The organism is Citrobacter arsenatis (assembly GCF_004353845.1).
GTDB classification, from domain to species: domain Bacteria; phylum Pseudomonadota; class Gammaproteobacteria; order Enterobacterales; family Enterobacteriaceae; genus Citrobacter; species Citrobacter arsenatis.
The window spans coordinates 4,325,429-4,350,316 of record NZ_CP037864.1 but is presented as its reverse complement, the minus strand read 5'-3'; the positions used below and the strand labels follow the sequence as shown (position 1 = coordinate 4,350,316).

At 54.3% G+C, this 24,888-nt stretch carries 21 protein-coding genes and 1 other RNA gene; 14 read left to right on the top strand and 8 right to left on the bottom strand.

Annotated features, from left to right (window positions below):
• Positions 1 to 14 precede the first annotated feature (14 nt).
• The 5 genes from fbaA to srsR all read left to right on the top strand — a co-directional run bounded on the left by fbaA (position 15) and on the right by srsR (position 4,851).
• Positions 15 to 1,094 carry a class II fructose-bisphosphate aldolase gene (gene fbaA / locus E1B03_RS21885; protein ID WP_003027029.1) on the top strand — a complete coding sequence of 360 codons (1,080 nt, stop codon included), beginning with the start codon at positions 15 to 17 and terminating at the stop codon, positions 1,092 to 1,094.
• A gap of 191 nt (positions 1,095 to 1,285) precedes the next feature.
• Positions 1,286 to 2,146: a small-conductance mechanosensitive channel MscS gene (locus E1B03_RS21880; RefSeq protein WP_103769042.1), complete on the top strand. Its 861-nt coding sequence runs from the start codon at positions 1,286 to 1,288 to the stop codon at positions 2,144 to 2,146.
• A gap of 210 nt (positions 2,147 to 2,356) precedes the next feature.
• Positions 2,357 to 2,992, top strand: coding sequence for an arginine exporter ArgO (argO, locus tag E1B03_RS21875; protein ID WP_057102151.1), 636 nt, complete (start codon positions 2,357 to 2,359; stop codon positions 2,990 to 2,992).
• 93 nt (positions 2,993 to 3,085) lie between these two features.
• Complete coding sequence (locus E1B03_RS21870) at positions 3,086 to 3,832, top strand: oxidative stress defense protein (protein ID WP_103769043.1); 747 nt, start codon at positions 3,086 to 3,088, stop codon at positions 3,830 to 3,832.
• A 122-nt stretch (positions 3,833 to 3,954) separates the two neighbouring features.
• Positions 3,955 to 4,851 carry a LysR family transcriptional regulator SrsR gene (gene srsR, locus E1B03_RS21865; protein WP_103769044.1) on the top strand — a complete coding sequence of 299 codons (897 nt, stop codon included), beginning with the start codon at positions 3,955 to 3,957 and terminating at the stop codon, positions 4,849 to 4,851.
• On the opposite strand, the gene scpC is transcribed toward srsR, so the two are convergent.
• The 5 genes from scpC to argP form a co-directional block, all read right to left on the bottom strand.
• Positions 4,848 to 6,314 carry a succinyl-CoA:acetate CoA-transferase ScpC gene (gene scpC / locus E1B03_RS21860; protein WP_133086918.1) on the bottom strand — a complete coding sequence of 489 codons (1,467 nt, stop codon included), beginning with the start codon at positions 6,312 to 6,314 and terminating at the stop codon, positions 4,848 to 4,850. The genes srsR and scpC overlap by 4 nt on opposite strands.
• A 24-nt stretch (positions 6,315 to 6,338) precedes the next feature.
• Complete coding sequence (gene scpB / locus E1B03_RS21855; RefSeq protein ID WP_008785757.1) at positions 6,339 to 7,124, bottom strand: methylmalonyl-CoA decarboxylase; 786 nt, start codon at positions 7,122 to 7,124, stop codon at positions 6,339 to 6,341.
• Between the two features lie 10 nt (positions 7,125 to 7,134).
• Complete coding sequence (gene meaB / locus E1B03_RS21850; RefSeq protein WP_133086917.1) at positions 7,135 to 8,130, bottom strand: methylmalonyl Co-A mutase-associated GTPase MeaB; 996 nt, start codon at positions 8,128 to 8,130, stop codon at positions 7,135 to 7,137.
• Positions 8,123 to 10,267 carry a methylmalonyl-CoA mutase gene (scpA, locus tag E1B03_RS21845; protein ID WP_133086916.1) on the bottom strand — a complete coding sequence of 715 codons (2,145 nt, stop codon included), beginning with the start codon at positions 10,265 to 10,267 and terminating at the stop codon, positions 8,123 to 8,125. Before scpA ends, meaB begins: the two co-directional genes overlap by 8 nt.
• Before the next feature lie 229 nt (positions 10,268 to 10,496).
• A complete protein-coding gene (argP, locus tag E1B03_RS21840) occupies positions 10,497 to 11,390 on the bottom strand; it encodes a DNA-binding transcriptional regulator ArgP (RefSeq protein WP_043017520.1) in 894 nt (297 codons plus the stop codon).
• Between the two features lie 170 nt (positions 11,391 to 11,560).
• On the opposite strand from argP, the gene rpiA reads away from it, so the two are divergent.
• Both rpiA and serA read left to right on the top strand, forming a co-directional pair.
• Positions 11,561 to 12,220, top strand: a complete 660-nt coding sequence (gene rpiA / locus E1B03_RS21835; protein WP_181012768.1) for a ribose-5-phosphate isomerase RpiA — start codon at positions 11,561 to 11,563, stop codon at positions 12,218 to 12,220.
• A gap of 271 nt (positions 12,221 to 12,491) precedes the next feature.
• Positions 12,492 to 13,724, top strand: coding sequence for a phosphoglycerate dehydrogenase (serA, locus tag E1B03_RS21830; protein ID WP_103769049.1), 1,233 nt, complete (start codon positions 12,492 to 12,494; stop codon positions 13,722 to 13,724).
• A gap of 380 nt (positions 13,725 to 14,104) precedes the next feature.
• On the opposite strand, the gene E1B03_RS21825 is transcribed toward serA, so the two are convergent.
• The 3 genes from E1B03_RS21825 to zapA form a co-directional block, all read right to left on the bottom strand.
• Positions 14,105 to 14,701: a 5-formyltetrahydrofolate cyclo-ligase gene (locus E1B03_RS21825; RefSeq protein WP_133086915.1), complete on the bottom strand. Its 597-nt coding sequence runs from the start codon at positions 14,699 to 14,701 to the stop codon at positions 14,105 to 14,107.
• Between the two features lie 19 nt (positions 14,702 to 14,720).
• Positions 14,721 to 14,904, bottom strand: a non-coding RNA gene (gene ssrS / locus E1B03_RS21820) — 6S RNA.
• Positions 14,905 to 14,945: 41 nt separating this feature from the next.
• Entirely contained in the window at positions 14,946 to 15,275 is a 330-nt protein-coding gene (gene zapA, locus E1B03_RS21815) for a cell division protein ZapA (protein ID WP_003026980.1), read from the bottom strand.
• 167 nt (positions 15,276 to 15,442) lie between these two features.
• Here zapA and E1B03_RS21810 point away from each other — a divergent pair, with 167 nt between their 5' ends.
• The 7 genes from E1B03_RS21810 to gcvP all read left to right on the top strand — a co-directional run bounded on the left by E1B03_RS21810 (position 15,443) and on the right by gcvP (position 24,851).
• The gene (locus E1B03_RS21810; protein WP_086523442.1) at positions 15,443 to 16,021 is read left to right on the top strand and encodes a YecA/YgfB family protein; all 579 of its coding nucleotides are present in this window, start codon (positions 15,443 to 15,445) and stop codon (positions 16,019 to 16,021) included.
• 24 nt (positions 16,022 to 16,045) lie between these two features.
• Complete coding sequence (gene pepP, locus E1B03_RS21805; protein WP_133086914.1) at positions 16,046 to 17,371, top strand: Xaa-Pro aminopeptidase; 1,326 nt, start codon at positions 16,046 to 16,048, stop codon at positions 17,369 to 17,371.
• Entirely contained in the window at positions 17,368 to 18,546 is a 1,179-nt protein-coding gene (gene ubiH, locus E1B03_RS21800) for a 2-octaprenyl-6-methoxyphenyl hydroxylase (RefSeq protein WP_103769052.1), read from the top strand. The genes pepP and ubiH overlap by 4 nt, the downstream gene beginning before the upstream one ends.
• 139 nt (positions 18,547 to 18,685) lie before the next feature.
• On the top strand, positions 18,686 to 19,888 hold the full coding sequence (gene ubiI, locus E1B03_RS21795) for an FAD-dependent 2-octaprenylphenol hydroxylase (protein WP_133086913.1): 1,203 nt from the start codon (positions 18,686 to 18,688) through the stop codon (positions 19,886 to 19,888).
• Between the two features lie 452 nt (positions 19,889 to 20,340).
• Positions 20,341 to 21,435 (top strand): glycine cleavage system aminomethyltransferase GcvT, encoded by a 1,095-nt coding sequence (gene gcvT / locus E1B03_RS21790; RefSeq protein ID WP_103769054.1) that lies wholly within the window; start codon positions 20,341 to 20,343, stop codon positions 21,433 to 21,435.
• A gap of 25 nt (positions 21,436 to 21,460) precedes the next feature.
• Positions 21,461 to 21,850 carry a glycine cleavage system protein GcvH gene (gene gcvH, locus E1B03_RS21785; RefSeq protein ID WP_103769055.1) on the top strand — a complete coding sequence of 130 codons (390 nt, stop codon included), beginning with the start codon at positions 21,461 to 21,463 and terminating at the stop codon, positions 21,848 to 21,850.
• A gap of 127 nt (positions 21,851 to 21,977) precedes the next feature.
• Complete coding sequence (gene gcvP, locus E1B03_RS21780) at positions 21,978 to 24,851, top strand: aminomethyl-transferring glycine dehydrogenase (RefSeq protein ID WP_133086912.1); 2,874 nt, start codon at positions 21,978 to 21,980, stop codon at positions 24,849 to 24,851.
• Positions 24,852 to 24,888 lie beyond the last annotated feature (37 nt).

Sequence of the window (24,888 nt, the reverse complement as noted above, 5' to 3'; positions counted from 1 at the left end):
ACAGGACTCGCAACATGTCTAAAATTTTTGATTTCGTAAAACCAGGCGTAATCACTGGTGATGACGTACAGAAAGTTTTCCAGGTAGCTAAAGAAAATAACTTTGCTCTGCCGGCAGTTAACTGCGTGGGCACCGACTCCATCAACGCCGTACTGGAAACCGCTGCAAAAGTTAAAGCGCCGGTAATCGTACAGTTCTCCAACGGTGGTGCTTCTTTCATCGCGGGTAAAGGCGTGAAGTCCGACGTTCCTCAGGGCGCTGCAATCCTGGGTGCTATCTCTGGTGCGCATCACGTTCACCAGATGGCTGAACACTACGGTGTTCCGGTTATCCTGCACACTGACCACTGCGCGAAGAAACTGCTGCCGTGGATCGACGGTCTGCTGGACGCGGGTGAAAAACACTTCGCAGCAACCGGCAAACCGCTGTTCTCTTCTCACATGATCGACCTGTCTGAAGAGTCTCTGGAAGAGAACATCGAAATCTGCTCCAAATACCTGGCGCGCATGTCCAAAATGGGCATGACCCTGGAAATCGAACTGGGTTGCACCGGTGGCGAAGAAGACGGTGTGGACAACAGCCACATGGACGCTTCTGCACTGTACACCCAGCCGGAAGACGTTGATTACGCATACACCGAGCTGAGCAAAATCAGCCCGCGTTTCACCATCGCAGCTTCCTTCGGTAACGTACACGGCGTTTACAAGCCGGGTAACGTTGTTCTGACCCCGACCATCCTGCGCGACTCTCAGGACTATGTTTCGAAGAAACATAACCTGCCGCACAACAGCCTGAACTTCGTCTTCCACGGCGGTTCCGGTTCTACTGCTCAGGAAATCAAAGACTCCGTAAGCTACGGCGTAGTGAAAATGAACATCGATACCGATACCCAATGGGCTACCTGGGAAGGCGTTCTGAACTACTACAAAGCAAACGAAGCTTACCTGCAGGGCCAGCTGGGCAACCCGAAAGGCGAAGATCAGCCGAACAAGAAATACTACGATCCGCGCGTATGGCTGCGTGCTGGTCAGGCAACCATGATCACCCGTCTGGAACAGGCTTTCAAAGAACTGAACGCGGTAGACGTTCTGTAATTTACGCCGTTCTACGTGACATGAGGCCCGCAGATGCGGGCCTTTTTTATTGCCATTTCAATGTGCTGCTGACAGAGAATTCTGTGATCTGTTTGGCAAAATCCGGATTTATTGTTTACCCTTGTCAGGTTGCCAGTCCCGTCAGGGCGGCTTTATTTCTCCCGTTTGGGTAAGCAAAAAAGGAATAGTGAATGGAAGATTTGAATGTTGTCGACAGCATAAACGGTGCGGGCACCTGGCTGGTCCGCAATCAGGAGCTGCTGTTGAGCTATGCCGTCAACATCGTGGCGGCCATCGCGATTGTCATTATCGGTATGATCGTGGCACGCATCGTTTCCAACACCGTCAACCGCCTGATGCTGGCGCGTAAAATTGATGCAACCGTTGCCGACTTCCTTTCTGCGCTGGTGCGCTACGGTATTATCGCTTTCACGCTAATTGCCGCTCTGGGCCGCGTTGGGGTGCAAACCGCCTCCGTGATTGCCGTTCTCGGTGCCGCCGGTTTAGCCGTTGGTCTGGCGCTGCAAGGTTCACTGTCCAACCTCGCCGCAGGCGTGCTGCTGGTGATGTTCCGTCCGTTTCGTGCGGGTGAATATGTCGACCTCGGCGGCGTAGCGGGAACCGTGCTTAACGTGCAGATTTTCTCCACCACTATGCGTACCGTAGACGGTAAGATTGTGGTGATCCCAAACGGTAAAATCATTGCCGGGAACATCATTAACTTCTCTCGCGAGCCGGTCCGTCGTAACGAATTTATTATCGGCGTGGCCTACGACTCCGATATCGATCAGGTGAAAAAAATCCTTACTGATATCATCCAGTCTGACGAGCGTATCATTAAAGATCGTGAAATGACGGTGCGTCTGAATGAGCTGGGTGCTTCCTCAATCAATTTCGTCGTGCGCGTCTGGAGCAACAGCAGCGATCTGCAAAGCGTCTACTGGGATGTACTGGAGCGTATTAAGCGCGAGTTTGACGCCAACGGCATCAGCTTCCCGTATCCGCAGATGGATGTGAACTTCAAGCGTGTGAAAGAGAACGCGGCAGAGTAATCTTTTTCTGCACCACGGTGCCGGATGGCGCTTCGCTTATCCGGCCTACTCAGATTTCTATTCTGTAGGCCGGATCAGGCACAAGCCGCCATCCGGCATTTTCCCTTCTGATATTAATTCCTCTTATAGCTGATTAAAATTATCCATTTCCGCTAATATTTTCCCCGCGCTATAGTCTGCTCCTAAGAGAAACAGTTCGGGATGATTAACGTGTTATCGTATTATTTTCAAGGGCTTGTACTGGGTGCGGCCATGATACTTCCGCTTGGCCCACAAAATGCTTTCGTGATGAATCAGGGGATCCGTCGCCAGTATCACATCATGATTGCTTTACTCTGCGCTATCAGCGATTTAGTGCTGATTTGCGCGGGGATCTTTGGCGGTAGCGCCTTGCTGATGCAGTCGCCGTGGCTAATGGCGCTGGTCACCTGGGGCGGGGTCGCTTTTTTACTTTGGTACGGTTTCGGCGCGTTAAAAACGGCGATGAGCAGTAATCTGGAACTGGCCAGCGCCGAGGTGATGAAGCAGGGCCGCTGGAAAATCATCGCCACTATGCTGGCGGTGACATGGCTCAACCCCCATGTTTACCTGGATACTTTTGTGGTGCTGGGGAGTCTGGGGGGGCAACTGGACGTTGAGCCTAAGCGTTGGTTTGCGCTGGGAACCGTCAGCGCTTCGTTCCTGTGGTTCTTCGGTCTGGCATTACTGGCGGCCTGGCTGGCGCCGCGTCTGCGTACTGCCAAAGCGCAGCGCATCATCAATACGCTGGTAGGATTAGTGATGTGGTTTATCGCTTTTCAACTGGCAAAAGAAGGTGTTGCGCACGTTCATGCACTGTTCAACTAAGTGTTGTCTGATGGACAACGTAGCGAGATCGGCTAAGCTTGCCTGCATGTGCCCTGAGTTTCGGGGTAATTAATGAAACATGGAGGAACGACCGTGAAGTTCAAAATAATGGCCCTGGCGGCATTAGTCGGATTCAGCGCACTATCGGTACAGGCAAATGAATTACCAAATGGACCGCACATCGTGACTTCCGGAACGGCAAGCGTAGATGCGACACCAGACATCGCCACCCTGGCGATTGAAGTGAACGTTGCTGCAAAGGATGCGGCTTCAGCGAAGAAGCAGGCCGATGAGCGCGTGGCGCAATATCTGTCTTTCCTTGAACAGAACCAGATAGCGAAGAAAGACATTAGCGCTGCCAACCTGCGTACGCAGCCGGACTACGACTACCAGAACGGTAAAAGCGTCCTTAAAGGCTATCGTGCGGTGCGCACTGTTGAAGTAACGTTGCGTCAGTTAGACAAGCTCAACGCGCTGCTTGATGGCGCGCTGAAGGCCGGTCTGAATGAGATCCGTTCGGTATCGCTCGGCGTTGCCCAGCCGGATACCTACAAAGACAAAGCGCGTAAAGCGGCAATTGATGATGCTATTCATCAGGCTGAACAACTGGCCGCGGGCTTTAACAGCAAACTGGGGCCCGTTTACAGCGTGCGCTACCACGTTTCCAATTATCAACCGAGCCCGATGGTACGGATGATGAAAGCGGATGCAGCGCCTGCGACATCCGCTCAGGAAACCTACGAACAGCCGGTTATTCAGTTTGACGATCAGGTTGATGTCGTCTTCCAGATTGAGCCGACGGCGGGGCAGCCAACAGCGACGCCAGCCAAAACCCAGTAATCGTGTCAGACCCGGCTTTCCAGCCGGGTTTTTCTGTGATCAACTGTAAAAATGAGATCTCACATCCGGTCTTTTTTTTCATCGTAATGAGGATAGGCCATAGCGATTTTTAAGGGGACGCTATGGATATTTTTATCTCGAAAAAGATGCGTAATTTCATTCTGCTGGCGCAAACCAATAACATTGCCAGGGCGGCAGAAAAAATACATATGACCGCATCGCCTTTCGGTAAAAGCATTGCTGCACTGGAAGATCAAATCGGCTATACGCTGTTTACCCGTAAAGATAACAACATCAGCCTGAATAAAGCCGGACAGGAGCTGTATCAGAAGCTGTTTCCCGTTTATCAGCGCCTTTCTGCCATTGATAACGAAATCCATAATGCCTCTCGCCGCTCGCGGGAAATTGTCATCGGTATCGACAATACCTACCCAACGATTATTTTTGACCAGTTGATTAGCCTTGGTGATAAGTACCATGGCGTGACGGCCCAGGCCGTGGAGTTCAGTGAGAATGGGGTAATTGATAACCTGTTCGATCGCAAACTGGATTTTATTATTTCGCCGCAGCACGTTTCCCCCCGCGTCCAGGAGCTGGAAAATCTGGCGATCAGCGAACTGCCTCCACTGCGTTTGGGGTTTCTCGTTTCCCGGCGCTACGAAGAGAAACAGCCGCAGGATCTGTTGCGCGAGCTGCCCTGGCTGCAAATGCGCTTTCAGAATCGCGCTAACTTTGAGGCGATGCTGGATGCATACATGCGCCCCTGTGGGATCAACCCGACGATAATCTATCGTCCGTACAGCTTTATGGCCAAGATTAGCGCGGTTGAGCGCGGGCAGTTTTTGACGGTGATCCCTCATTTCGCCTGGCGGCTGGTGAATCCGTCGACGCTAAAGTATTTCGACGCGCCCGGCAGTCCCATGTATATGCAGGAGTTTCTCTATTCGCTGAAAAATCATCGCTATACCGCCACCATGCTCCAGCATATTGCTGAAGATCGTGACGGTACGTCAAGTTAACCGAGCATCGATCCCGTCTCGAGCAGGTTGCGATGCAGATCGAATGCATGGCTGAGATCGTGATGGATATGCCCGCCGGGCGCTTGTTCCAGATAGCGGTGCAGATAGTCCCGGTAAAGGGGATGCGCACAGTTATCGATAATCGTGTGCGCCCGCTGCATCGGAGATAGCCCACGCAGATCGGCAATCCCTTGTTCGGTCACGATCACTTTAACGCTATGTTCGCTGTGGTCGACATGGCTGCACATCGGCACGATGGTTGAGATTTTCCCGCCTTTGGCAATCGACGGTGCCATAAAGATAGACAGGTAGGCGTTGCGCTCGAAATCCCCGCTGCCGCCGATGCCGTTCATCAGGTTTACGCCCGCAACGTGGGTGGAATTGGCATGGCCGTAGATATCAAATTCCAGACCCACGTTAAGCGCAATAACCCCCAGCCGCCGAATGATTTCCGGGTTATTGGAGATCTCCTGCGGGCGTAGCACAATACGGCTGGCGAAGAAGTCCATGTTGTCGTAAATCTTCTGTAGTGACGGGGCTGAAATGGTCAGGCTGGAGGCGCTGGCGCCGGTTATCTTGCCCGTTTCCAGCAGATGCACCACCGATTCTTGCAGTACCTCCGAATACATCATAAAGGGGGGAATATCCGGATTTTCGCCTAGTCGCGCCATTACCGCGTTGTTGATATTACCCACGCCGCTTTGTAAGGGCAGAAACTCAGCTGGAATGCGTTTGTGCGCCATTTCTGCCAACAGGAAAGTGACGACGTTATCGGCAATTTGTTGGCTGACCGGATTGGTTTTATCCGCCGCATTTCCGGCATCGGGCAATTCGGTATCCACCACCGCGACGACTTTCTTCGGGTCTATCTGCACGCACTGACTGCCTACACGATCCATGGTATGAAAAATGGGTACACTGTTACGCCGCGGCGGCGCGCCGGGTATCACGATGTCGGCAAACTCTGCCACGCGCGGATTATGGTAATGATTTAGCTCGATAATCACCTTTTTCGCCCGCAGCAGCCAGGTTGGCGCATTGCCAATACCGCTGGAAAGCCAAATTCGTCCATCTGGCGCAATGGCGGAGGCTTCAATCACGGCAACGTCGATCTCGCCAAAAAAGCCGTAATTAACCATCTGCGCAACCTCGCTCAAATGGAGATCGACAAACCTCACCTGGCCCTGATTTATTTTCTCACGCAGCCCCGATGACGTTTGATAAGGCGCACGCCAGGAAACGGCATCCGCCGCGGATAGTGCATCATCAGCTGCGGCGCCAATTGAAGCCCCGGTCAGCAGGCGGATCTGAAAAGCCTGCCCGTTCTGGTGCTGTTCGCCGGCGCGTTGGGCAATTGCGCTGGGTAACGCTTTGGGTGAACCCGCAGGGGTAAAGCCGCTAAACGCCACCATATCATCGTGCTGGATAATTTCTGCCGCCTGTTCAGCGCTCATCCGTTTCATGGCCGTCTCCTTCCTCGGACGTGATTAATGACCGACAAAATTAGGTTTACGTTTTTCCATAAACGCGTTCATTCCTTCCTGATAATCCTCGCTGTCGTACACCGCGCGGCGCATGCCCTGAATACGCTCGAACTCATCGGAATTCATGGTGTGCGCTTCACCCAGCACGCGCAGTTCTTCTTTGATGACGGCGATTGCCAGCGGCGCTTTTTCCGAGATGTGGTGCGCCATTTGCAGAGTGAAATCTTCCAGTTCCTCGACGGGTACGACATGGTTGAGGATCCCGACCGCCATGGCGCGTTGAGCGGTGATGGGCGAGGCGGTAAAAATCAGCTCCTTCACGATGTGAAAACCAGCGTCGCGAGTCAGGTTGTGGATGCCCACAAGGTTATACGGCACGCCGAGGTTGACCGGAGTCATTGAGAAGGTGGAAGTACTGGCGGCGATGATCAGATCGGAACTCATGATCATCTCAAACGCACCGCCCCAGACGCTGCCTTCGACCATAGAGATCACCGGCTTCGGGTATTTTTGGATCATACGGGTTATCTGGCGCAGCGGATCGTCATACGAGAGCGGATCGCGACGTCCGGTGGGGAGCTCATGAATATCATGCCCGGCGGAGAACACTTTGGCCCCGCTCGGAGCGCGCAAAATGATGCAGCGAATGTCCGCACGATTGAGGTCGCTCAGCGCCTGCATCAGATCGTCAATAAACACTTTGCTCAGGGCATTGAGCTTACGGGCGTAATTGAACTCAATAACCGCGACTTTCTGGATGATGACCACGTTGACGTATTGATAAGACATAATGTTCTCTTTATTGAAAGTAATGATGCTGGATAAATTCGCTGATGTGCCGCAGACCGGTGCGCGGCGAAAGATCATTGTTTTTGACGGCCTGCAGCGTCTGCTGGAAATAGCGGTCGAAATCAGCGCGGGCAAACAGCAGATGCAGCGCTTCTTCTTCAGCCTGCTGGTGTAACCAGTCCACAGCCTGCTGCTGGCGGACTTTTTCCAGTCGACCGCTGACGGTCAGGCATGTTTTAAAGTCAGTTATCGCCTGCCAGACCTCCTCAATGCCGCGTTTTTCCAGGGCGCTACAGGTCAGAACTCGTGGCTGCCACTCGTCATATTTGCGGCGCAAAATGTGCAGGGCGGATTCGTACATATGGCGGGCAATGGCAACGCTGATATGGTTCTCGCCGTCGTCTTTATTGATGACGACCAGATCCGCCATTTCCATCAGGCCTTTTTTGATACCCTGTAAATCGTCGCCACCGCCAGCGATTTGCAGTGAGATAAAGCAATCCACCATGCCTGCGACTTCGGTTTCTGACTGCCCGACGCCGACGGTTTCTACAATCGCCACGTCAAAGCCAGCCGCTTCACACAGCAGCATTAATTCGCGGGCGCGCTGGCTGGCACCGCCTAAATGACCGCTGGAAGGGACCGGGCGAATAAACGCAGATTCTGCGCGGGCCAGCTCCGTCATGCGGGTTTTATCACCAAGAATGCTGCCGCCGCTGACCGGGCTGCTGGGATCGACGGCGATCACCGCCACCCGTAATCCGTGGTGGATGAGCAACATGCCGAATGCTTCCAGGAAGGTGCTCTTGCCCGCGCCCGGCGTACCGGTAATCCCTAAGCGCAGGGCATTACCGGTGAACGGCATGATCGCGTCCAGTAACTGCGTACTCAGCGGCTGGTGGCGCGGGTGGTTGCTTTCGACCAGCGTCATCGCCTGGGCGAGCGTGGCCCGTTCACCGAGCCGCAGGCGGCGGACGGTATCCTCAAGCGTGGCGGCGTTAATCATGATGCTGACTGATAAGGGTTAACACATCGCGGACGCTGTCGAGCATCGGCGTACCAGGGCCATAAATGGCTGCCACGCCATGCTCGTGCAGGAAGGCGTAATCCTGTGGCGGAATAACGCCTCCAGCTACCACGCAGATATCTTCACGCCCCCATTTTTTGAGTGCGGTAACCAGTTCCGGGATCAGCGTTTTATGGCCTGCCGCCAGCGATGAGGCACCAATCACATGAACATCGTTTTCTACTGCCAGACGGGCGATCTCTTCCGGCGTGGAGAACATCGGACTGAGATCGACATCGAAACCGAGATCGGAGTAGGCGCTGGCGATCACCTTCGCACCACGATCGTGGCCATCCTGGCCCATCTTAGCGATCAGAATGCGCGGGCGGCGACCATTTTCCGCGAGGAACTGTTCGGTTTGCGCAACGATGGCGTCGAACTCATCGGCGGATTTATCAGACTGGTGATAGCTTTGCGCAATCACCCCGGTGACGCACTGGCTGGGAACCAGATAGCGGTCAAACGCAACTTCCAGCGCGTCGGAGATTTCACCGAGCGTGGCGCGAACGCGGGCGGCGTTAACGGCGGCGGCCAGCAGGTTTTCACTATGCTGCGCAGCGTGGGTTAGCGCGGATAGCGCGGCTTTGACGGCATCGTTGTCGCGGGTGTTGCGGATATGTTTCAGCGAGGCAATCTGCTCGTTGCGCACCTTCACGTTGTCGATCTCCAGTACCGACGTCTCGTCTTCTTTATCCAACTTGTACTTGTTCACACCGACGATAACGCGTTTACCCTGGTCGATCAGCGACTGTTCGCGCGCGGAAGCTTCTTCGATCATCCGTTTAGGCAGTCCGGCTTCGATCGCCTTCGCCATGCCGCCTGCCTCATCAATCTGTTTGATGATCGTGCGCGCCTGCTTCACGATTTGATCGGTGAGTGACTCGACGTAATACGATCCGGCCAGCGGATCAACGGTGCGGCAGATCTCTGATTCTTCCTGAATGATGATCTGCGTATTACGCGCAATACGGGCGGAGAAATCGGTGGGCAGACCGAGCGCTTCATCAAAAGCATTGGTATGCAGCGACTGGGTGCCGCCAAGTGTGGCGCCGAGCGCTTCAATAGTAGTACGTACCACGTTGTTGTACGGGTCCTGCTCGGTCAGGCTCCAGCCGGACGTCTGGCAGTGGGTACGTAGAGCGAGAGATTTCGGGTTGGTCGCGCCAAAGCTGCTGACCGCTTCGCTCCACAAATACCGCGCCGCGCGCAGCATGGCGACATTCATAAACAGATCCATGCCGATGCCGAAGAAGAACGACAGGCGCGGGGCGAAGTCATCAATTTTCAGTCCGGCGGACAACGCGGCTTTGATGTATTCAATACCGTCTGCCAGCGTAAACGCCACCTGCTGCACGCAGTTCGCTCCGGCTTCCCCCATGTGATAGCCACTGATGCTGATGGTGTTAAAGCGCGGCATGTTGCCGGAGCACCAGGCTATGATGTCGGCGATAATGCGCATCGAAGGCTTTGGCGGATAAATGTAGGTATTGCGGCACAGGTACTCTTTCAGAATATCGTTCTGAATGGTCCCGGTGAGCTGTTCCGGCGTTACGCCTTGTTCTTCTGCCGCGACGATATAAAACGCCAATACCGGCAGCACCGCGCCGTTCATGGTCATTGATACCGACATCTTATCCAGCGGGATTTGGTCGAACAGCACCTTCATATCTTCGACGGTATCGATCGCCACGCCCGCTTTGCCGACATCCCCCGCCACGCGCGGGTTGTCAGAGTCATAGCCACGATGGGTGGCAAGGTCAAAGGCGACCGAAAGTCCCTTTTGCCCGGCGGCGAGGTTGCGGCGGTAAAAGGCGTTGGACTCTTTGGCGGTTGAGAAACCGGCGTACTGACGAATGGTCCACGGCTGCGCGGTATACATGGTGGCGCGCGGGCCGCGCACGTATGGCGGCAGACCGGGCAGGGTGCCCGTGACTTCCAGGTTATCGAGGTCCGCTTCGGTGTACAGCGGCTTGATGGCAATCCCTTCCGCCGTCTGTCTTTCCAGCGACTCGACGGTTTTTTCCCGTCGACTGAGTTCTTTATTGGCGAGTGTTTGCCACTCCTGCACGTTTGCCATTTTTTGCTCCGTATTACGCAATAAGTTGAATCTTTGCGAATACGGTGAGCTTTTTCATATGGCTTGTCGCCAGCAAAAAATAGCCAATAAGACGTCGTTTTTTGCCGCATGGCGTGTTTTATTTTGTGATGTATTTCAAAGACGTGGCGGGAATAGCATGAAAAGAGGGTAAGGGGGCGACCGGATGAGGCATTACGCCGCCATCCGGCAATCAGAGGGAGTAAACGCTTTAGTCCTGACGCAGTACGTTGTGACCGTACGCCAGCAGCGCATCGGTGACGTTGCGCATCATGCGACTTTCCGGCGCAAAGCGGTGCCAGTACAGCATCCGGCGCTGGAACAGGCCCGGCGTCAGGTCGATAAGCTCGCCGCTTGCCAGCTCTTTCTCTATCTGTAAGTGTGGGATCATGCAGCAAGTGGTTCCCTGACGCGCCAACTGGACGAAGGCTTCAGATGAGTTAACGATATGGCACGGTACGCTGCCCGGTGGCAGATCGAAGTTTTGTTGCAGGAACGCCTGGTGCATATCATCAAGATGGTCAAACGCTACTGCCGGGGCTTTCAGCAGGGCCGAGCGGGTGACGCCGTTCGGGAAATAGCGCTCGGCGAAAGGTTTGGAGCCAACAAACAGGTAGTCCAGCGCACCCAGTTTATCCACCAGACAGCTTGGCAGCGCCTGATGCTGAATACTCACCGCACCGACCACCTCACCACGACGCAGACGCTCCTGAGTGCGCGTTTCATCCTCAACCTGCAGGTTCAGACGAATCGGTGAATTGGCCAGAACCGGAGCCAGCGCAGGAAGTAACCAGGTCGCCAGACTGTCGGCGTTCACCGCTAGCGAGAGCAGCAGCGGCGTCGAGCCGGTTTGTTCATCCCCCAACCACTCGTCTTCCAGCAGTTCAACCTGACGCAAAAGCGCCAGCAGTTTCTGCCCTTGTTCGGTTGGGCGTGGTGGTACGGTACGCACCAGCAGCGGTTGTCCGAACATATTCTCAAGCTGTTTTATGCGCTGTGAAACTGCGGATTGCGTGATGCACAGCTTCTGCGCCGCGCGCTCAAATCCTCGTTCACGAATAACCGCATCCAGTGCTTGTAGTGTTCTGTAGTCCGGACGTTTCATTGCTTTGGCGCACTCCTGAAATTTTTGCTTGTTCTGCACTATGACACAATTTTTGATTGGGTAAAGACGAAATCCGCCGCTTGCGAGCGGGTGTGGGGACATTTTTCTGCACAATGTTCTATAATGCGCGTGAATTTTCCCACCATATTCACACCACAGGCGAAACGATCATGACGCAGGATGAACTGAAAAAAGCAGTAGGATGGGCGGCACTTCAGTATGTACAGCCCGGTACCATTGTGGGCGTAGGTACAGGTTCAACAGCCGCACACTTTATTGATGCGCTGGGCACAATGAAAGGTCAGATTGAAGGCGCGGTGTCCAGTTCTGACGCCTCGACAGAAAAACTCAAAAGCCTTGGCATCCACGTGTTCGATCTTAACGAAGTTGACAGCCTCGGCGTATACGTTGACGGCGCGGATGAAATTAACGGCCACATGCAGATGATCAAGGGCGGTGGCGCAGCATTGACCCGTGAAAAAATCATTGCTTCCGTGGCGAAGAAATTTATCTGCATCGCGGATGCGTCTAAAGAAGTCGATATTCTCGGTAACTTCCCGCTGCCGGTTGAAGTGATCCCAATGGCGCGCAGCGCCGTAGCTCGCCAGTTGGTGAAGCTGGGCGGTCGTCCTGAATACCGTCAGGGTGTCGTGACGGACAACGGCAACGTGATCCTCGATGTTCACGGTCTGGAGATCCTCGACGCCATCGCGCTGGAAAACGCCATCAACGGGATTCCGGGTGTGGTAACCGTCGGTCTGTTTGCTAACCGTGGTGCGGATGTCGCGCTGATCGGTACGCCAGACGGCGTGAAAACTATCGTAAAATGATCTGACGGGAGCGTCTTCTCTCGTTAAAAAAATTTTGGCAGGGCAAATTTGGTGACTTGTGTCACGTTTATTATATTGTCCTGCCGATCTCTCCAAAGAAAAAGTTATCGCCAGTATTTTCCTCTGACATTTCTCGTTGAATGACATTTCTTCAGCACGGCGACGCAAACGTTCATATTGCCGCAATATTATTTTTTGATATGTTGAAGAGGCGGATGAAAATCCCACACACAACACATCAGTTTGAACAAAAAAAGACAGGGTCGGGGAAATGGCAAAGGTATCACTGGAGAAAGATAAGATTAAATTTCTGCTGGTTGAAGGCGTGCACCAAAAAGCGCTCGAAAGCCTTCGTGCAGCAGGTTATACCAATATCGAGTTTCACAAAGGCGCTCTGGACACTGAACAACTGAAAGAGTCCATCCGTGATGCCCACTTCATTGGCCTGCGATCCCGTACCCATCTGACTGAAGATGTGATTGACGCCGCAGAGAAACTGGTCGCGATTGGCTGCTTCTGTATTGGCACCAACCAGGTTGATCTGACCGCTGCAGCAAAACGCGGGATCCCCGTGTTTAACGCGCCATTCTCTAACACGCGTTCCGTTGCTGAACTGGTGATTGGCGAACTGCTGCTACTGCTACGCGGCGTACCTGAAGCGAACGCCAAAGCACACCGCGGCGTGTGGAACAAACTGGCTACCGGCTCCTTTGAAGCGCGTGGCAAAAAATTGGGTATTATCGGCTACGGCCACATTGGTACTCAGTTGGGCATTCTGGCGGAATCGCTGGGGATGCATGTCTATTTCTATGATATTGAAAATAAACTTCCGCTTGGCAACGCCACTCAGGTGCAGCATCTTTCCGACCTGCTCAATATGAGCGATGTGGTGAGTCTGCACGTACCGGAAAATGCCTCTACTAAAAACCTGATGGGCGCGCGTGAGATTTCGCTGATGAAACCGGGTGCGCTGCTGATTAACGCCGCACGTGGTACGGTTGTTGATATACCTGCGCTGTGCGACGCGTTAGCGACCAAGCACCTGGCAGGGGCGGCAATCGACGTCTTCCCAACCGAGCCGGCAACCAACAGCGATCCTTTCACTTCGCCGCTGTGTGATTTCGACAACGTGATCCTGACGCCGCACATTGGTGGTTCAACGCTGGAAGCGCAGGAAAATATTGGTCTGGAAGTGGCGGGAAAACTGACCAAGTATTCCGACAACGGCTCTACGCTGTCTGCGGTTAACTTCCCGGAAGTTTCGCTGCCGCTGCACGGCGGTCGCCGTCTGATGCACATTCACGAAAACCGTCCGGGCGTACTGACGGCGCTGAACCAGATTTTTGCCGAGCAGGGCGTCAACATTGCCGCGCAGTATCTGCAGACTTCCGCGCAGGTAGGTTATGTGGTTATCGATATTGAAGCGGATGAAGATGTGGCAGAGAAAGCGCTACAGGCGATGAAAGCCCTTCCGGGAACCATTCGCGCTCGTCTGCTGTACTGATTTCCTCTATATGGGCAGGCGATGATCTGCCCATCTTTCCTCTGATTTCCCTGCCTCAAAATTTCTTTCTGTAACGCATACATTCTGTTTTCGAGCCTTGCCGCAATTGGCAACTAAAGGCAGTGCTGCATGTTGTACAGCACTAAAAGAAATTTACGATAGGGGCTCAGCATAGCGCTGAAACGGGAAAGCCCCTACCGAAGCAGGGGCTCTAAAAAGGAAAGGGACGATGATGAGATACGTCATCATGCTGCTGATCCTGTTAATCATCGCTTGCCCAGCATATTAACAGAGAGTACGCAGGAGGGAGGTTCGCCTCCCTCACCCTTCACCGAGGAATTTAGGTCAAAAAAACGGCGCTGTCAATCGGCAAAAAACGGCTACCACTCCCAAATTTTGGACGGCGTTACCACCGCAGGCAGTGGGATATCCCACTCTTCGACAGGCAGCTTTTCCACTAACTGGCAATCATGTGCGTAGCCTACGGGTTGGATCTTATGCTGTTGCCAGTTTTGTAATGTGCGGTCATAAAATCCGCCGCCCATCCCCAGACGCTGCCCATCCTCGTCGAACGCCACTAACGGCGTAATCAGTACATCCAGCTGTGACAACGGCAATACGTCGCGTACATCAAGCCGTGGCTCCCTGATCTTTAAGCGATTGGTTACCAGGTCGCTGTGCGGATGATAGTGCAGGAACAGTAGGTTGCCAGTGCTAAAGGGATGAAGTACCGGAAGATAGACCCGCTTGCCCGCTCGCCACAGCTGATCTATTAGCGGCTGGGTATCGAGTTCGCCATCGAACGAGAGGAAAAGCGCCACGGTATGAGCGAGTACAACAGGGGGGTAGCTGAGCATTCGGGTTGCGGCTTGCTGACCGTATTGTCGTTGCTGTTCGGAGGTAAGCGCACGGCGACGCTGCCGAATCAGTTGACGTATTTCTTGCCGGGATAAAGGAAGTTCAGAAAGTAGTGTCATGGCTGTTGCCAGGTAGAAGGGAATCTCCGAGATGCCGCCGCAGGCTGTAACCCTTGAACCCTTGGTTCAAGGTGAATGCGTCGTCACAGTTTTAAGGCTTCTCGGACGGGCCGAGCATGCTCACCAACCGTGGAGCGCCACATTCTTGTGGTATGAAATATCGGCTCAGGGGACTGGCCCGCTTGCAAACATCTCAGAGAAATTTTGTCTTCACGGTCACTCTACCACAGTAAACCGAAAAGTGTTATTCAAAGTTTTGGCCCGTTTTTTCGGTTATGCGACCCTGATCAAGCAACGCCTGTTCGATGGTCTGTTGTAGCATCCGAATACGTTGTTCCATGCTCGCCGCGTACTCACGCGTCTTCGCTTTTTCCTGAGTTAATTCATAGCTGATGTTCAACGCGGCGATGAAAACCAACTGCTCAGTATTTGTGACTCTAGTGCGAACTTTCAGATCTTGCAATCGTTGATTGAGATCGTCCGCAGCCTGATTCAACGCATCCCTTTGTTCAGGCGGGCAATTCACTCGCAGTGAACGGCCAAATATTTGGATATCGACGGGTTGTGCAGACATGCCACCTTCCTGCTGATTGACTGCGCTGCCTTCGTCTCCAGACCTTGGGTCCGCGAAGGGGCGACACTATAGCTACCCTGGTATCAAGATACAAGCCCTTTTCTGGTCCACCAGGGTCCAAAGTGGTAGCATACCATGAATATTCCTCCCTTTGATGACGAATGCTTATGTCTATACAGAACGAAATGCCTGGCTACAACGACGTTAGCCAGTTTTTGAACCAACAAGGGGCTGGATTAACCCCGGCCGAAATGCACGGCTTAATCAGCGGGATGATTTGCGGCGGCAACAACGACAGCTCATGGCAGCCGCTGCTGCACGACCTGACGAACGAAGGTCTGGCCTTCGGTCACGAGCTGGCTCAGGCTCTGCTGAAAATGCACTCTGCTACCAGCGATGCCCTTGAGGACGACGGCTTCCTTTTTCAGCTTTATCTGCCTGAAGGCGATGACGTCAGCGTGTTCGATCGCGCCGATGCGCTGGCGGGTTGGGTAAACCACTTTTTGCTGGGACTTGGCGTGACGCAGCCGAAGCTAGACAAAGTGACCGGTGAAACTGGGGAAGCGATTGATGATCTGCGCAATATCGCCCAGTTGGGATATGACGAAGACGAAGATCAGGAAGAGCTGGAAATGTCGCTCGAAGAGATCATCGAATACGTGCGCGTAGCCGCTTTGCTGTGCCATGACACGTTTACGCGTCAGCAGCCGACCGCGCCGGAAGTCCGTAAACCGACTCTGCACTAAGAACGAAACGCAAAGGAGAGTGTGATGAGCGAGATATCTCAGCAAGAATTCCAGCGTCGTCGCCAGGCATTATTGGCACAAATGCAGCCCGGCAGTGCCGCGCTGATTTTTGCCGCACCTGAAGCGACGCGCAGCGCGGACAGCGAATATCCGTACCGCCAAAGTAGTGATTTCTGGTACTTCACCGGTTTTAACGAACCTGAAGCCGTGCTGGTGCTGATTAAAAGTGATGACACTCATAACCACAGCGTTTTGTTCAATCGGGTTCGCGATCTGACGGCGGAGATCTGGTTTGGCCGCCGTCTGGGCCAGGATGCTGCGCCGGCAAAACTCGGCGTCGACCGCGCGCTGGCCTTCAGTGAAATCAATCAACAGCTGCACCTGTTGCTCAATGGCCTGGACGCGGTGTACCACGCACAGGGCGAGTATGCCTGGGCGGATGAGATAGTGTGCACGGCGCTGGATAAACTGCGTAAAGGCTCCAGACAAAATCTGCACGCGCCCGCCGCGATTATCGACTGGCGCCCAATGGTGCATGAAATGCGCCTGTTCAAATCAGCGGAAGAAATTGCGCTCATGCGCCGTGCCGGAGAGATCACCGCGCTGGCGCATACCCGCGCGATGGAAAAATGCCGTCCGGGAATGTTTGAATATCAGTTGGAAGGGGAGATTCACCACGAATTTACCCGCCACGGCGCGCGTTATCCGTCCTATAACACGATTGTCGGCAGCGGTGAAAACGGCTGTATCCTGCATTACACCGAAAATGAAAGTGAAATGCGCTATGGCGATCTGGTGCTGATTGACGCGGGTTGTGAATACAAAGGCTATGCGGGCGACATTACGCGTACCTTCCCGGTAAACGGTAAATTTACCCCAGCACAGCGTGAAATTTACGATATCGTGCTGGAATCCTTAGAGACCAGCCTGCGTTTGTATCGTCCCGGAACGTCCATCCAGGAAGTCACCGGCGAAGTGGTACGCATCATGATTACGGGCCTGGTGAAGCTTGGTATTCTGCACGGCGAGGTCGACCAGCTGATCACCGAAAATGCGCATCGCCCATTCTTTATGCATGGTCTTAGCCACTGGCTGGGCTTGGATGTGCACGACGTCGGCGTTTACGGTCAGGATCGCTCACGTATTCTTGAGCCGGGAATGGTACTCACCGTCGAGCCGGGGCTGTATATCGCGCCGGACGCCGATGTACCACCTGCTTATCGTGGTATCGGCATTCGTATTGAAGATGACATCCTCATCACCGAAGACGGCAATGAAAATCTGACCGCCAGCGTGGTGAAGAAAGCGGATGACATTGAAGCCTTAATGGCTGCGGCGCGACTGCAATGAGCGTGATTATCGTCGGTGGTGGTATGGTTGGCGCGACGCTGGCGCTGGCCATTTCTCAGCTCAGCCATGGGACTCTGCCGGTTCATCTGATAGAAGCGAGCGAACCTGAAACTGACCGCCATCCCGGATTTGACGCCCGGGCGATCGCGCTGGCGGCAGGAACCTGCCAACAGCTGGCGCGAATTGGCGTATGGCAGTCGATTGCCGATTGCGCAACGGCGATTAAAACCGTTCACGTCAGCGATCGCGGTCATGCTGGATTTGTGACGCTGGATGCGCAGGAATACCGTATTCCGGCGCTGGGCCAGGTGGTAGAACTGCACGATGTCGGGCTGCGTTTGTTTGCGCTGCTGCGCAAAGCGCCGGGCGTCACGCTGCACTGCCCTGACCGCGTAGCCAGCGTGTCACGCACGCAGGAGCGCGTTGAAGTGACGCTGGAAAACGGCGAGATGATTAATGGTCGCCTGTTGGTTGCTGCTGACGGCACACGATCCGCGCTGGCTACCGCCTGTGGCGTTGACTGGCAGCAACAGCCCTATGAACAACTGGCGGTGATTGCCAATGTCACAACCTCTGTTGCGCATGACGGGCGGGCGTTTGAACGCTTCACGCAATATGGTCCGCTGGCAATGCTGCCGATGTCTGATGGTCGCTGCTCGCTGGTATGGTGCCATCCGCTGGAGCGGCGTGATGAGATTATGGCCTGGTCCGACGAACAGTTTTGCCGTGAACTGCAAACTGCGTTTGGCTGGCGACTGGGGCGTATTACTCAGGCAGGTAAACGCAACGCCTATCCGCTTTCGTTAACCTCGGCGCAAAAAGCGATTACCCATCGTACCGTGCTGGTAGGGAACGCAGCCCAGACGCTGCATCCCATTGCCGGACAAGGCTTTAACCTTGGCCTGCGCGACGTGATGAGCCTGGCTGAGACGTTGACGCAAGCGCAAAACTGCGCGGAAGATATCGGTGATTATGCGGTGCTGGCACGCTATCAGCAGCGCCGCGAGCGCGATCGCGAAACGACGATTGGTGTGACCAACAATTTGGTGTATTTGTTTGCCAACCGATGGGCCCCGCTGGTTGTTGGGCGCAATATCGGGCTGATGGCGATGGAGTTATTCACTCCTGCGCGCGATGCGCTGGCGGAGCGAACCCTGGGTTGGGTTGCACGATAAATATGACCTGTAGGCCGAATTAAAGAAGTAGGCCTGATAAGCGTAGCGCCATCAGGCAATGTCGCGGAATTGATGCCGGATGGCGGCTTTGCCTTATCCGGCCTATGGTTTTTGATTGTCCTATTTTCAGGAGTAAACAGTGCAAAGTGTTGATGTAGCAATTGTTGGTGGCGGCATGGTCGGACTGGCGGTTGCCTGCGGCTTGCAGGGCAGCGGGTTGCGCGTTGCTGTATTAGAACAACATGTTCCGCAGCCGTTGGCGGCGGATGCACCTCCTCAGCTTCGCGTATCGGCCATTAATGCCGCCAGCGAAAAACTGCTTACCCGTCTTGGCGTCTGGTCCGACATTGTTGCTCGTCGCGCTTGCTGCTACCACGGCATGGAAGTCTGGGACAAAGACAGCTTTGGGCGTATTGCGTTTGATGACCAGAGCATGGGCTATAGCCATTTGGGTCACATTGTTGAAAATGCAGAGATTCATTATGCGCTGTGGCAAAAGGCACAGCGTTCAGCGGATATTACGCTGATGGCGCCCGCTGAACTGCAGCAGGTGGCCTGGGGTGAGAACGAGGCGTTTCTGACCCTTAAAGATGGCGCAATGCTGACGGCGCGTCTGGTCGTCGGTGCCGATGGCGCTAACTCATGGCTGCGCAATAAAGCGGACATTCCGCTCACCTTCTGGGATTATCGTCATCATGCGCTGGTGGCGACTATCCGCACGCAGGAAGCGCACGGTGCGGTTGCGCGTCAGGCGTTTCACGGCGAGGGAATTCTGGCATTCCTGCCGCTCAGCGATCCACACCTGTGTTCTATCGTCTGGTCGCTCTCACCGCAGGAAGCAGAACGTATGCAGCAGGCAAGCGTTGACGAGTTTAATCAGGCGCTGAATATTGCCTTTGATAATCGTCTGGGGCTGTGCAGCCTTGAAAGCGAACGTCAGGCGTTTCCGCTGACGGGACGTTATGCCCGTCAGTTCGCGGCCCATCGTCTGGCGCTGGTGGGGGATGCGGCGCATACCATCCATCCGCTGGCGGGTCAGGGGGTGAACCTTGGCTTTATGGACGCGGCGGAGCTGATCGATGAACTTAAACGACTACAACGTCAGGGCAAGGACATTGGCCAGTATCTCTATTTACGCCGCTACGAGCGCAGCCGTAAGCACAGCGCAGCAATGATGCTGGCTGGAATGCAGGGCTTTCGTGAACTGTTTGCCGGCGAGAATCCGGCGAAAAAACTGCTGCGTGATATCGGTCTGAAACTGGCCGATACTCTGCCGGGCGTAAAACCACAGCTCATCCGTCAGGCGATGGGGCTGAACGATCTTCCTGAGTGGTTACGCTAGCGTCCGTAAGGACAATCTTAAGAGTTTGAGACCCGTCACACTTTCCTCTCCCGGCCTGCGCGCCGGGATGCTTCTCTCATTTGAAATAATCTAATTCCACACCTTTTTTCGCATTAGTTTTTTTAATATTACGTTTTTTTCATAACGCCATTTTTGACATTTTTTCCACATTTAATGTGGATTGGTGCTGTGAATTCGCGTTTATATTTGATTGTTATTCTGGTTAATCGCCATATCTCTGGAATTTTATTCTGCTGGCGATCTGGCCGTTTTTGGCCATAAGCTAATGTGATGGTTAATTTTGACTTATGGTTTAGCGTCTGTTTCGGTGGTAAGTTCAGGACAAAGAGAACGTTTGCGTCGTAGCCCCTGGAGCGGCTGCGGTGCTGGGTTTCGTGGCGAAAATTTCACCGCGAAAGAGTTGGAAGCCCCGCTTATTCAACGAGGAAAAGATGGCTCAACAGACTCCTTTGTACGAACAACACACGCTATGTGGCGCGCGCATGGTCGATTTCCATGGCTGGATGATGCCACTGCATTACGGTTCTCAGCTTGATGAACACCATGCTGTTCGCACCGATGCCGGAATGTTTGATGTGTCGCATATGACCATCGTCGACCTGCGCGGTAGCCGCACCCGGGAGTTCTTGCGTTATCTGCTGGCAAACGACGTCGCGAAGTTAACGAAGACGGGTAAAGCCCTCTACTCCGGGATGCTTAACGCTTCGGGCGGCGTGATAGATGACCTGATTGTCTACTACTTCACTGAAGATTTCTTCCGCCTCGTTGTAAACTCCGCCACCCGTGAAAAAGACCTCACCTGGATTACCCAACACGCTGAACCTTACGCCATCGACATCACCGTTCGTGACGACCTGTCGCTGATTGCGGTGCAGGGTCCAAACGCGCAGGAAAAAGCTGCTACGTTGTTTACTGACGAGCAGCGTCATGCGGTTGAAGGCATGAAACCGTTTTTCGGCGTTCAGGCGGGCGATTTGTTTATCGCAACTACCGGATATACCGGCGAAGCAGGCTATGAAATTGCCATGCCGAATGAAAAGGCGGCAGATTTCTGGCGTGCGCTGGTACAAGCTGGTGTCAAACCTTGCGGTCTCGGCGCGCGTGACACGCTGCGTCTGGAAGCTGGCATGAACCTGTACGGTCAGGAGATGGACGAAGGCATTTCTCCGCTGGCGGCCAATATGGGCTGGACCATCGCATGGGAACCGGCCGACCGCGACTTTATCGGTCGTGAAGCGCTGGAAATGCAGCGTGAAAAAGGCCATGAACAGCTGGTCGGGCTGGTGATGACCGAGAAAGGCGTGCTGCGTAATGAATTGCCGGTGCGTTTCACTGATGCTTCTGGCAACCAGCATGAAGGCATTATCACCAGCGGGACGTTCTCCCCAACCCTGGGTTACAGCATTGCGTTGGCGCGTGTCCCTGCGGGTATCGGTGAGACCGCGATCGTACAGATCCGTAACCGTGAAATGCCGGTAAAAGTGACTAAACCTGTTTTTGTGCGTAACGGCAAAGCCGTCGCGTAATTCATCCTTTTTTGGAGATTGATTGATGAGCAACGTACCTGCAGAACTGAAATACAGCAAAGAACACGAATGGCTGCGCAAAGAAGCTGACGGCTCTTACACCGTTGGTATCACCGAACACGCTCAGGAGCTGTTAGGTGACATGGTTTTCGTTGACCTGCCCGAAGTCGGCACCACCGTCAGCGCGGGCGATGACTGCGCCGTTGCGGAGTCCGTAAAAGCGGCATCTGATATCTATGCGCCAGTAGGCGGTGAAATTGTTGCGGTTAACGATGCGCTCAGCGACTCCCCGGAACTGGTCAACAGCGAGCCGTATGCGGGTGGCTGGATCTTCAAAATCAAAGCCAGCGATGAAAGCGAAATTGAATCGCTGCTGGATGCCACTGCGTACGAGGCATTACTGGAAGACGAATAAGATTGTGCCGGATGGCACTGCGTTTATCCGGCCTACGGTTTTATGTAGGCCCGGTAAGCGTCAGCGCCACCGGGCAATTGAGTTAGAGACAATCACGATTCACTGCACGTTTCAGGAACCATCGCCCATGACACAGACGTTAAGCCAGCTTGAAAACAGCGGCGCTTTCATTGAACGCCATATCGGACCGGACGCCGCGCAGCAGCAAGAGATGCTGAATGCGGTTGGCGCCGAGTCGTTAAACGCGCTGATCGGCCAGATTGTGCCGAAAGACATTCAGCTTGCAACCCCGCCACAGGTTGGCGAGGCGGCGACCGAATACGCTGCGCTGGCTGAATTAAAAGCCATCGCCGGGCGTAACAAGCGCTTCACGTCCTACATTGGCATGGGCTACACCGCCGTGCAGTTACCACCGGTTATTCTGCGTAACATGCTGGAAAACCCAGGTTGGTACACCGCATACACGCCGTATCAGCCGGAAGTCTCCCAGGGGCGTCTGGAGGCATTGCTGAACTTCCAGCAGGTGACGCTGGATCTGACGGGGCTGGATATGGCCTCCGCCTCTCTGCTGGATGAAGCCACCGCGGCGGCTGAAGCCATGGCGATGGCCAAACGCGTCAGTAAACTGAAAAATGCCAACCGTTTCTTTGTGGCGGCTGATGTTCATCCGCAAACGCTGGACGTGGTTCGCACCCGTGCAGAAACCTTTGGCTTTGACGTCATAGTTGATGACGCGGCGAAAGCGTTGGATCACCAGGATGTGTTTGGCGTGCTGCTGCAACAGGTTGGCACCACCGGTGAAGTGCACGACTACAGCGCACTGATTGCTGAGCTGAAATCCCGTAAAGTTGTGGTCAGCGTCGCTGCCGACTTTATGGCGCTGGTACTGCTGACTGCACCGGGCAAACAGGGCGCGGATATTGTTTTCGGCTCTGCGCAACGCTTCGGCGTACCGATGGGCTACGGTGGCCCGCATGCGGCATTCTTTGCTGCTAAAGACGAATTCAAACGTTCCATGCCAGGACGTATTATCGGCGTATCCAAAGATGCGGCGGGTAATACCGCACTGCGCATGGCGATGCAGACTCGCGAGCAGCATATCCGCCGCGAGAAAGCGAACTCCAACATTTGTACCTCACAGGTCCTGCTGGCCAACATCGCCAGTCTGTATGCCGTGTATCATGGCCCGGTTGGCCTGAAACGTATTGCTAATCGCATCCACCGTCTGACCGATATTCTGGCCGCCGGTCTGCAACAGAAAGGGGTGAAGCTGCGTCATGCGCACTACTTCGACACCCTGTGTGTTGAAGTAGCCGATAAAGCAGCGGTACTGGCGCGTGCTGAAGCGGCAGAAATCAACCTGCGCAGCGATATCCATAACGCGGTAGGCATTACCCTCGACGAAACCACTACCCGTGAAAACGTGGTGCAGTTGTTCAATGTTCTGCTGGGCGACAGCCACGGCCTGAACATCGATACGCTGGATAAAGACGTCGCGCTCGACAGCCGTTCTATTCAGGAAAGCATGCTGCGTGACGATGCGATCCTCAGTCATCCGGTGTTTAATCGCTATCACAGCGAAACCGAGATGATGCGTTATATGCACTCGCTGGAGCGCAAAGATCTGGCGCTGAACCAGGCAATGATCCCGCTGGGTTCCTGCACCATGAAGCTCAACGCCGCTGCCGAGATGATCCCTATCACCTGGCCTGAATTCGCTGAGCTGCATCCGTTCTGCCCGCCAGAGCAGGCTGAAGGTTATCACCAGATGATCGGCCAGCTTTCCGAGTGGTTGGTGAAACTGACCGGTTATGACGCCGTCTGCATGCAGCCGAACTCCGGTGCGCAGGGCGAATATGCGGGTCTGCTGGCGATTCGTCATTATCACGAAAGCCGTAACGAAGGTCATCGCGATATCTGCCTGATCCCAGCCTCTGCCCACGGTACCAACCCAGCGTCTGCACAGATGGCGGGTATGCAGGTCGTGGTTGTCGCCTGCGATAAGAACGGCAACATCGACCTGGACGATCTGCGAGCAAAAGCAGAACAACATGCTGCGAACCTTTCTTGCATCATGGTGACCTATCCGTCCACCCACGGCGTATATGAAGAAACGATCCGCGAAGTGTGCGACGTTGTGCATCAGTTCGGCGGCCAGGTGTACCTCGATGGCGCGAACATGAACGCCCAGGTTGGAATCACCACGCCGGGCTTTATCGGCGCGGACGTTTCGCACCTCAACCTGCATAAAACCTTCTGCATTCCGCACGGCGGCGGCGGCCCAGGTATGGGACCGATTGGCGTTAAATCCCATCTGGCACCGTTCGTACCGGGCCACAGCGTAGTTCAGATTGAAGGGATGCTGACCCGTCAGGGCGCGGTGTCTGCGGCACCGTTCGGTAGTGCATCCATTCTGCCAATCAGTTGGATGTACATCCGTATGATGGGCGCAGAAGGTCTGAAACAGGCAAGCCAGGTGGCGATCCTTAACGCTAACTACATTGCCAGCCGTCTGAAGGATGCCTATCCGGTGCTGTATACCGGTCGTGATGGTCGCGTGGCGCATGAATGTATTCTCGACATTCGCCCACTGAAAGAAGAGACCGGCATCAGCGAACTGGATATTGCCAAGCGTTTGATCGATTACGGTTTCCATGCGCCGACCATGTCGTTCCCGGTTGCGGGTACGCTGATGGTTGAACCGACTGAATCGGAAAGCAAAGTGGAACTGGATCGCTTTATCAATGCGATGCTGGCAATCCGCGCTGAGATCGATCGCGTGAAAGCCGGTGAATGGTCGCTTACAGATAACCCGCTGGTTAACTCCCCGCACACGCAAAACGAGCTGGTCGCGGAGTGGAATCATGGTTACAGCCGCGAAATCGCCGTCTTCCCGGCGGGTGTTGCGAACAAATACTGGCCGACTGTGAAACGCCTTGATGACGTTTACGGTGACCGTAACCTGTTCTGCTCCTGTGTGCCGATGAGCGAGTATCAGTAACTTTTCCGCGTAGTAAAGCTGTTTCCAGGCCGGGTAA

Coding starts and splice junctions, on each gene's coding strand:
- E1B03_RS21880 (WP_103769042.1), top strand. CDS start 1,286: ATGGAAGATTTGAATGTTGTCGACAGCATAAACGGTGCGGGCACCTGG.
- gcvH (WP_103769055.1), top strand. CDS start 21,461: ATGAGCAACGTACCTGCAGAACTGAAATACAGCAAAGAACACGAATGG.
- meaB (WP_133086917.1), bottom strand. CDS start 8,130: ATGATTAACGCCGCCACGCTTGAGGATACCGTCCGCCGCCTGCGGCTC.
- scpC (WP_133086918.1), bottom strand. CDS start 6,314: ATGAAACGGATGAGCGCTGAACAGGCGGCAGAAATTATCCAGCACGAT.
- fbaA (WP_003027029.1), top strand. CDS start 15: ATGTCTAAAATTTTTGATTTCGTAAAACCAGGCGTAATCACTGGTGAT.
- scpA (WP_133086916.1), bottom strand. CDS start 10,267: ATGGCAAACGTGCAGGAGTGGCAAACACTCGCCAATAAAGAACTCAGT.
- serA (WP_103769049.1), top strand. CDS start 12,492: ATGGCAAAGGTATCACTGGAGAAAGATAAGATTAAATTTCTGCTGGTT.
- scpB (WP_008785757.1), bottom strand. CDS start 7,124: ATGTCTTATCAATACGTCAACGTGGTCATCATCCAGAAAGTCGCGGTT.
- srsR (WP_103769044.1), top strand. CDS start 3,955: ATGGATATTTTTATCTCGAAAAAGATGCGTAATTTCATTCTGCTGGCG.
- zapA (WP_003026980.1), bottom strand. CDS start 15,275: ATGTCTGCACAACCCGTCGATATCCAAATATTTGGCCGTTCACTGCGA.
- argP (WP_043017520.1), bottom strand. CDS start 11,390: ATGAAACGTCCGGACTACAGAACACTACAAGCACTGGATGCGGTTATT.
- rpiA (WP_181012768.1), top strand. CDS start 11,561: ATGACGCAGGATGAACTGAAAAAAGCAGTAGGATGGGCGGCACTTCAG.
- ubiH (WP_103769052.1), top strand. CDS start 17,368: ATGAGCGTGATTATCGTCGGTGGTGGTATGGTTGGCGCGACGCTGGCG.
- pepP (WP_133086914.1), top strand. CDS start 16,046: ATGAGCGAGATATCTCAGCAAGAATTCCAGCGTCGTCGCCAGGCATTA.
- E1B03_RS21825 (WP_133086915.1), bottom strand. CDS start 14,701: ATGACACTACTTTCTGAACTTCCTTTATCCCGGCAAGAAATACGTCAA.
- E1B03_RS21810 (WP_086523442.1), top strand. CDS start 15,443: ATGTCTATACAGAACGAAATGCCTGGCTACAACGACGTTAGCCAGTTT.
- gcvP (WP_133086912.1), top strand. CDS start 21,978: ATGACACAGACGTTAAGCCAGCTTGAAAACAGCGGCGCTTTCATTGAA.
- gcvT (WP_103769054.1), top strand. CDS start 20,341: ATGGCTCAACAGACTCCTTTGTACGAACAACACACGCTATGTGGCGCG.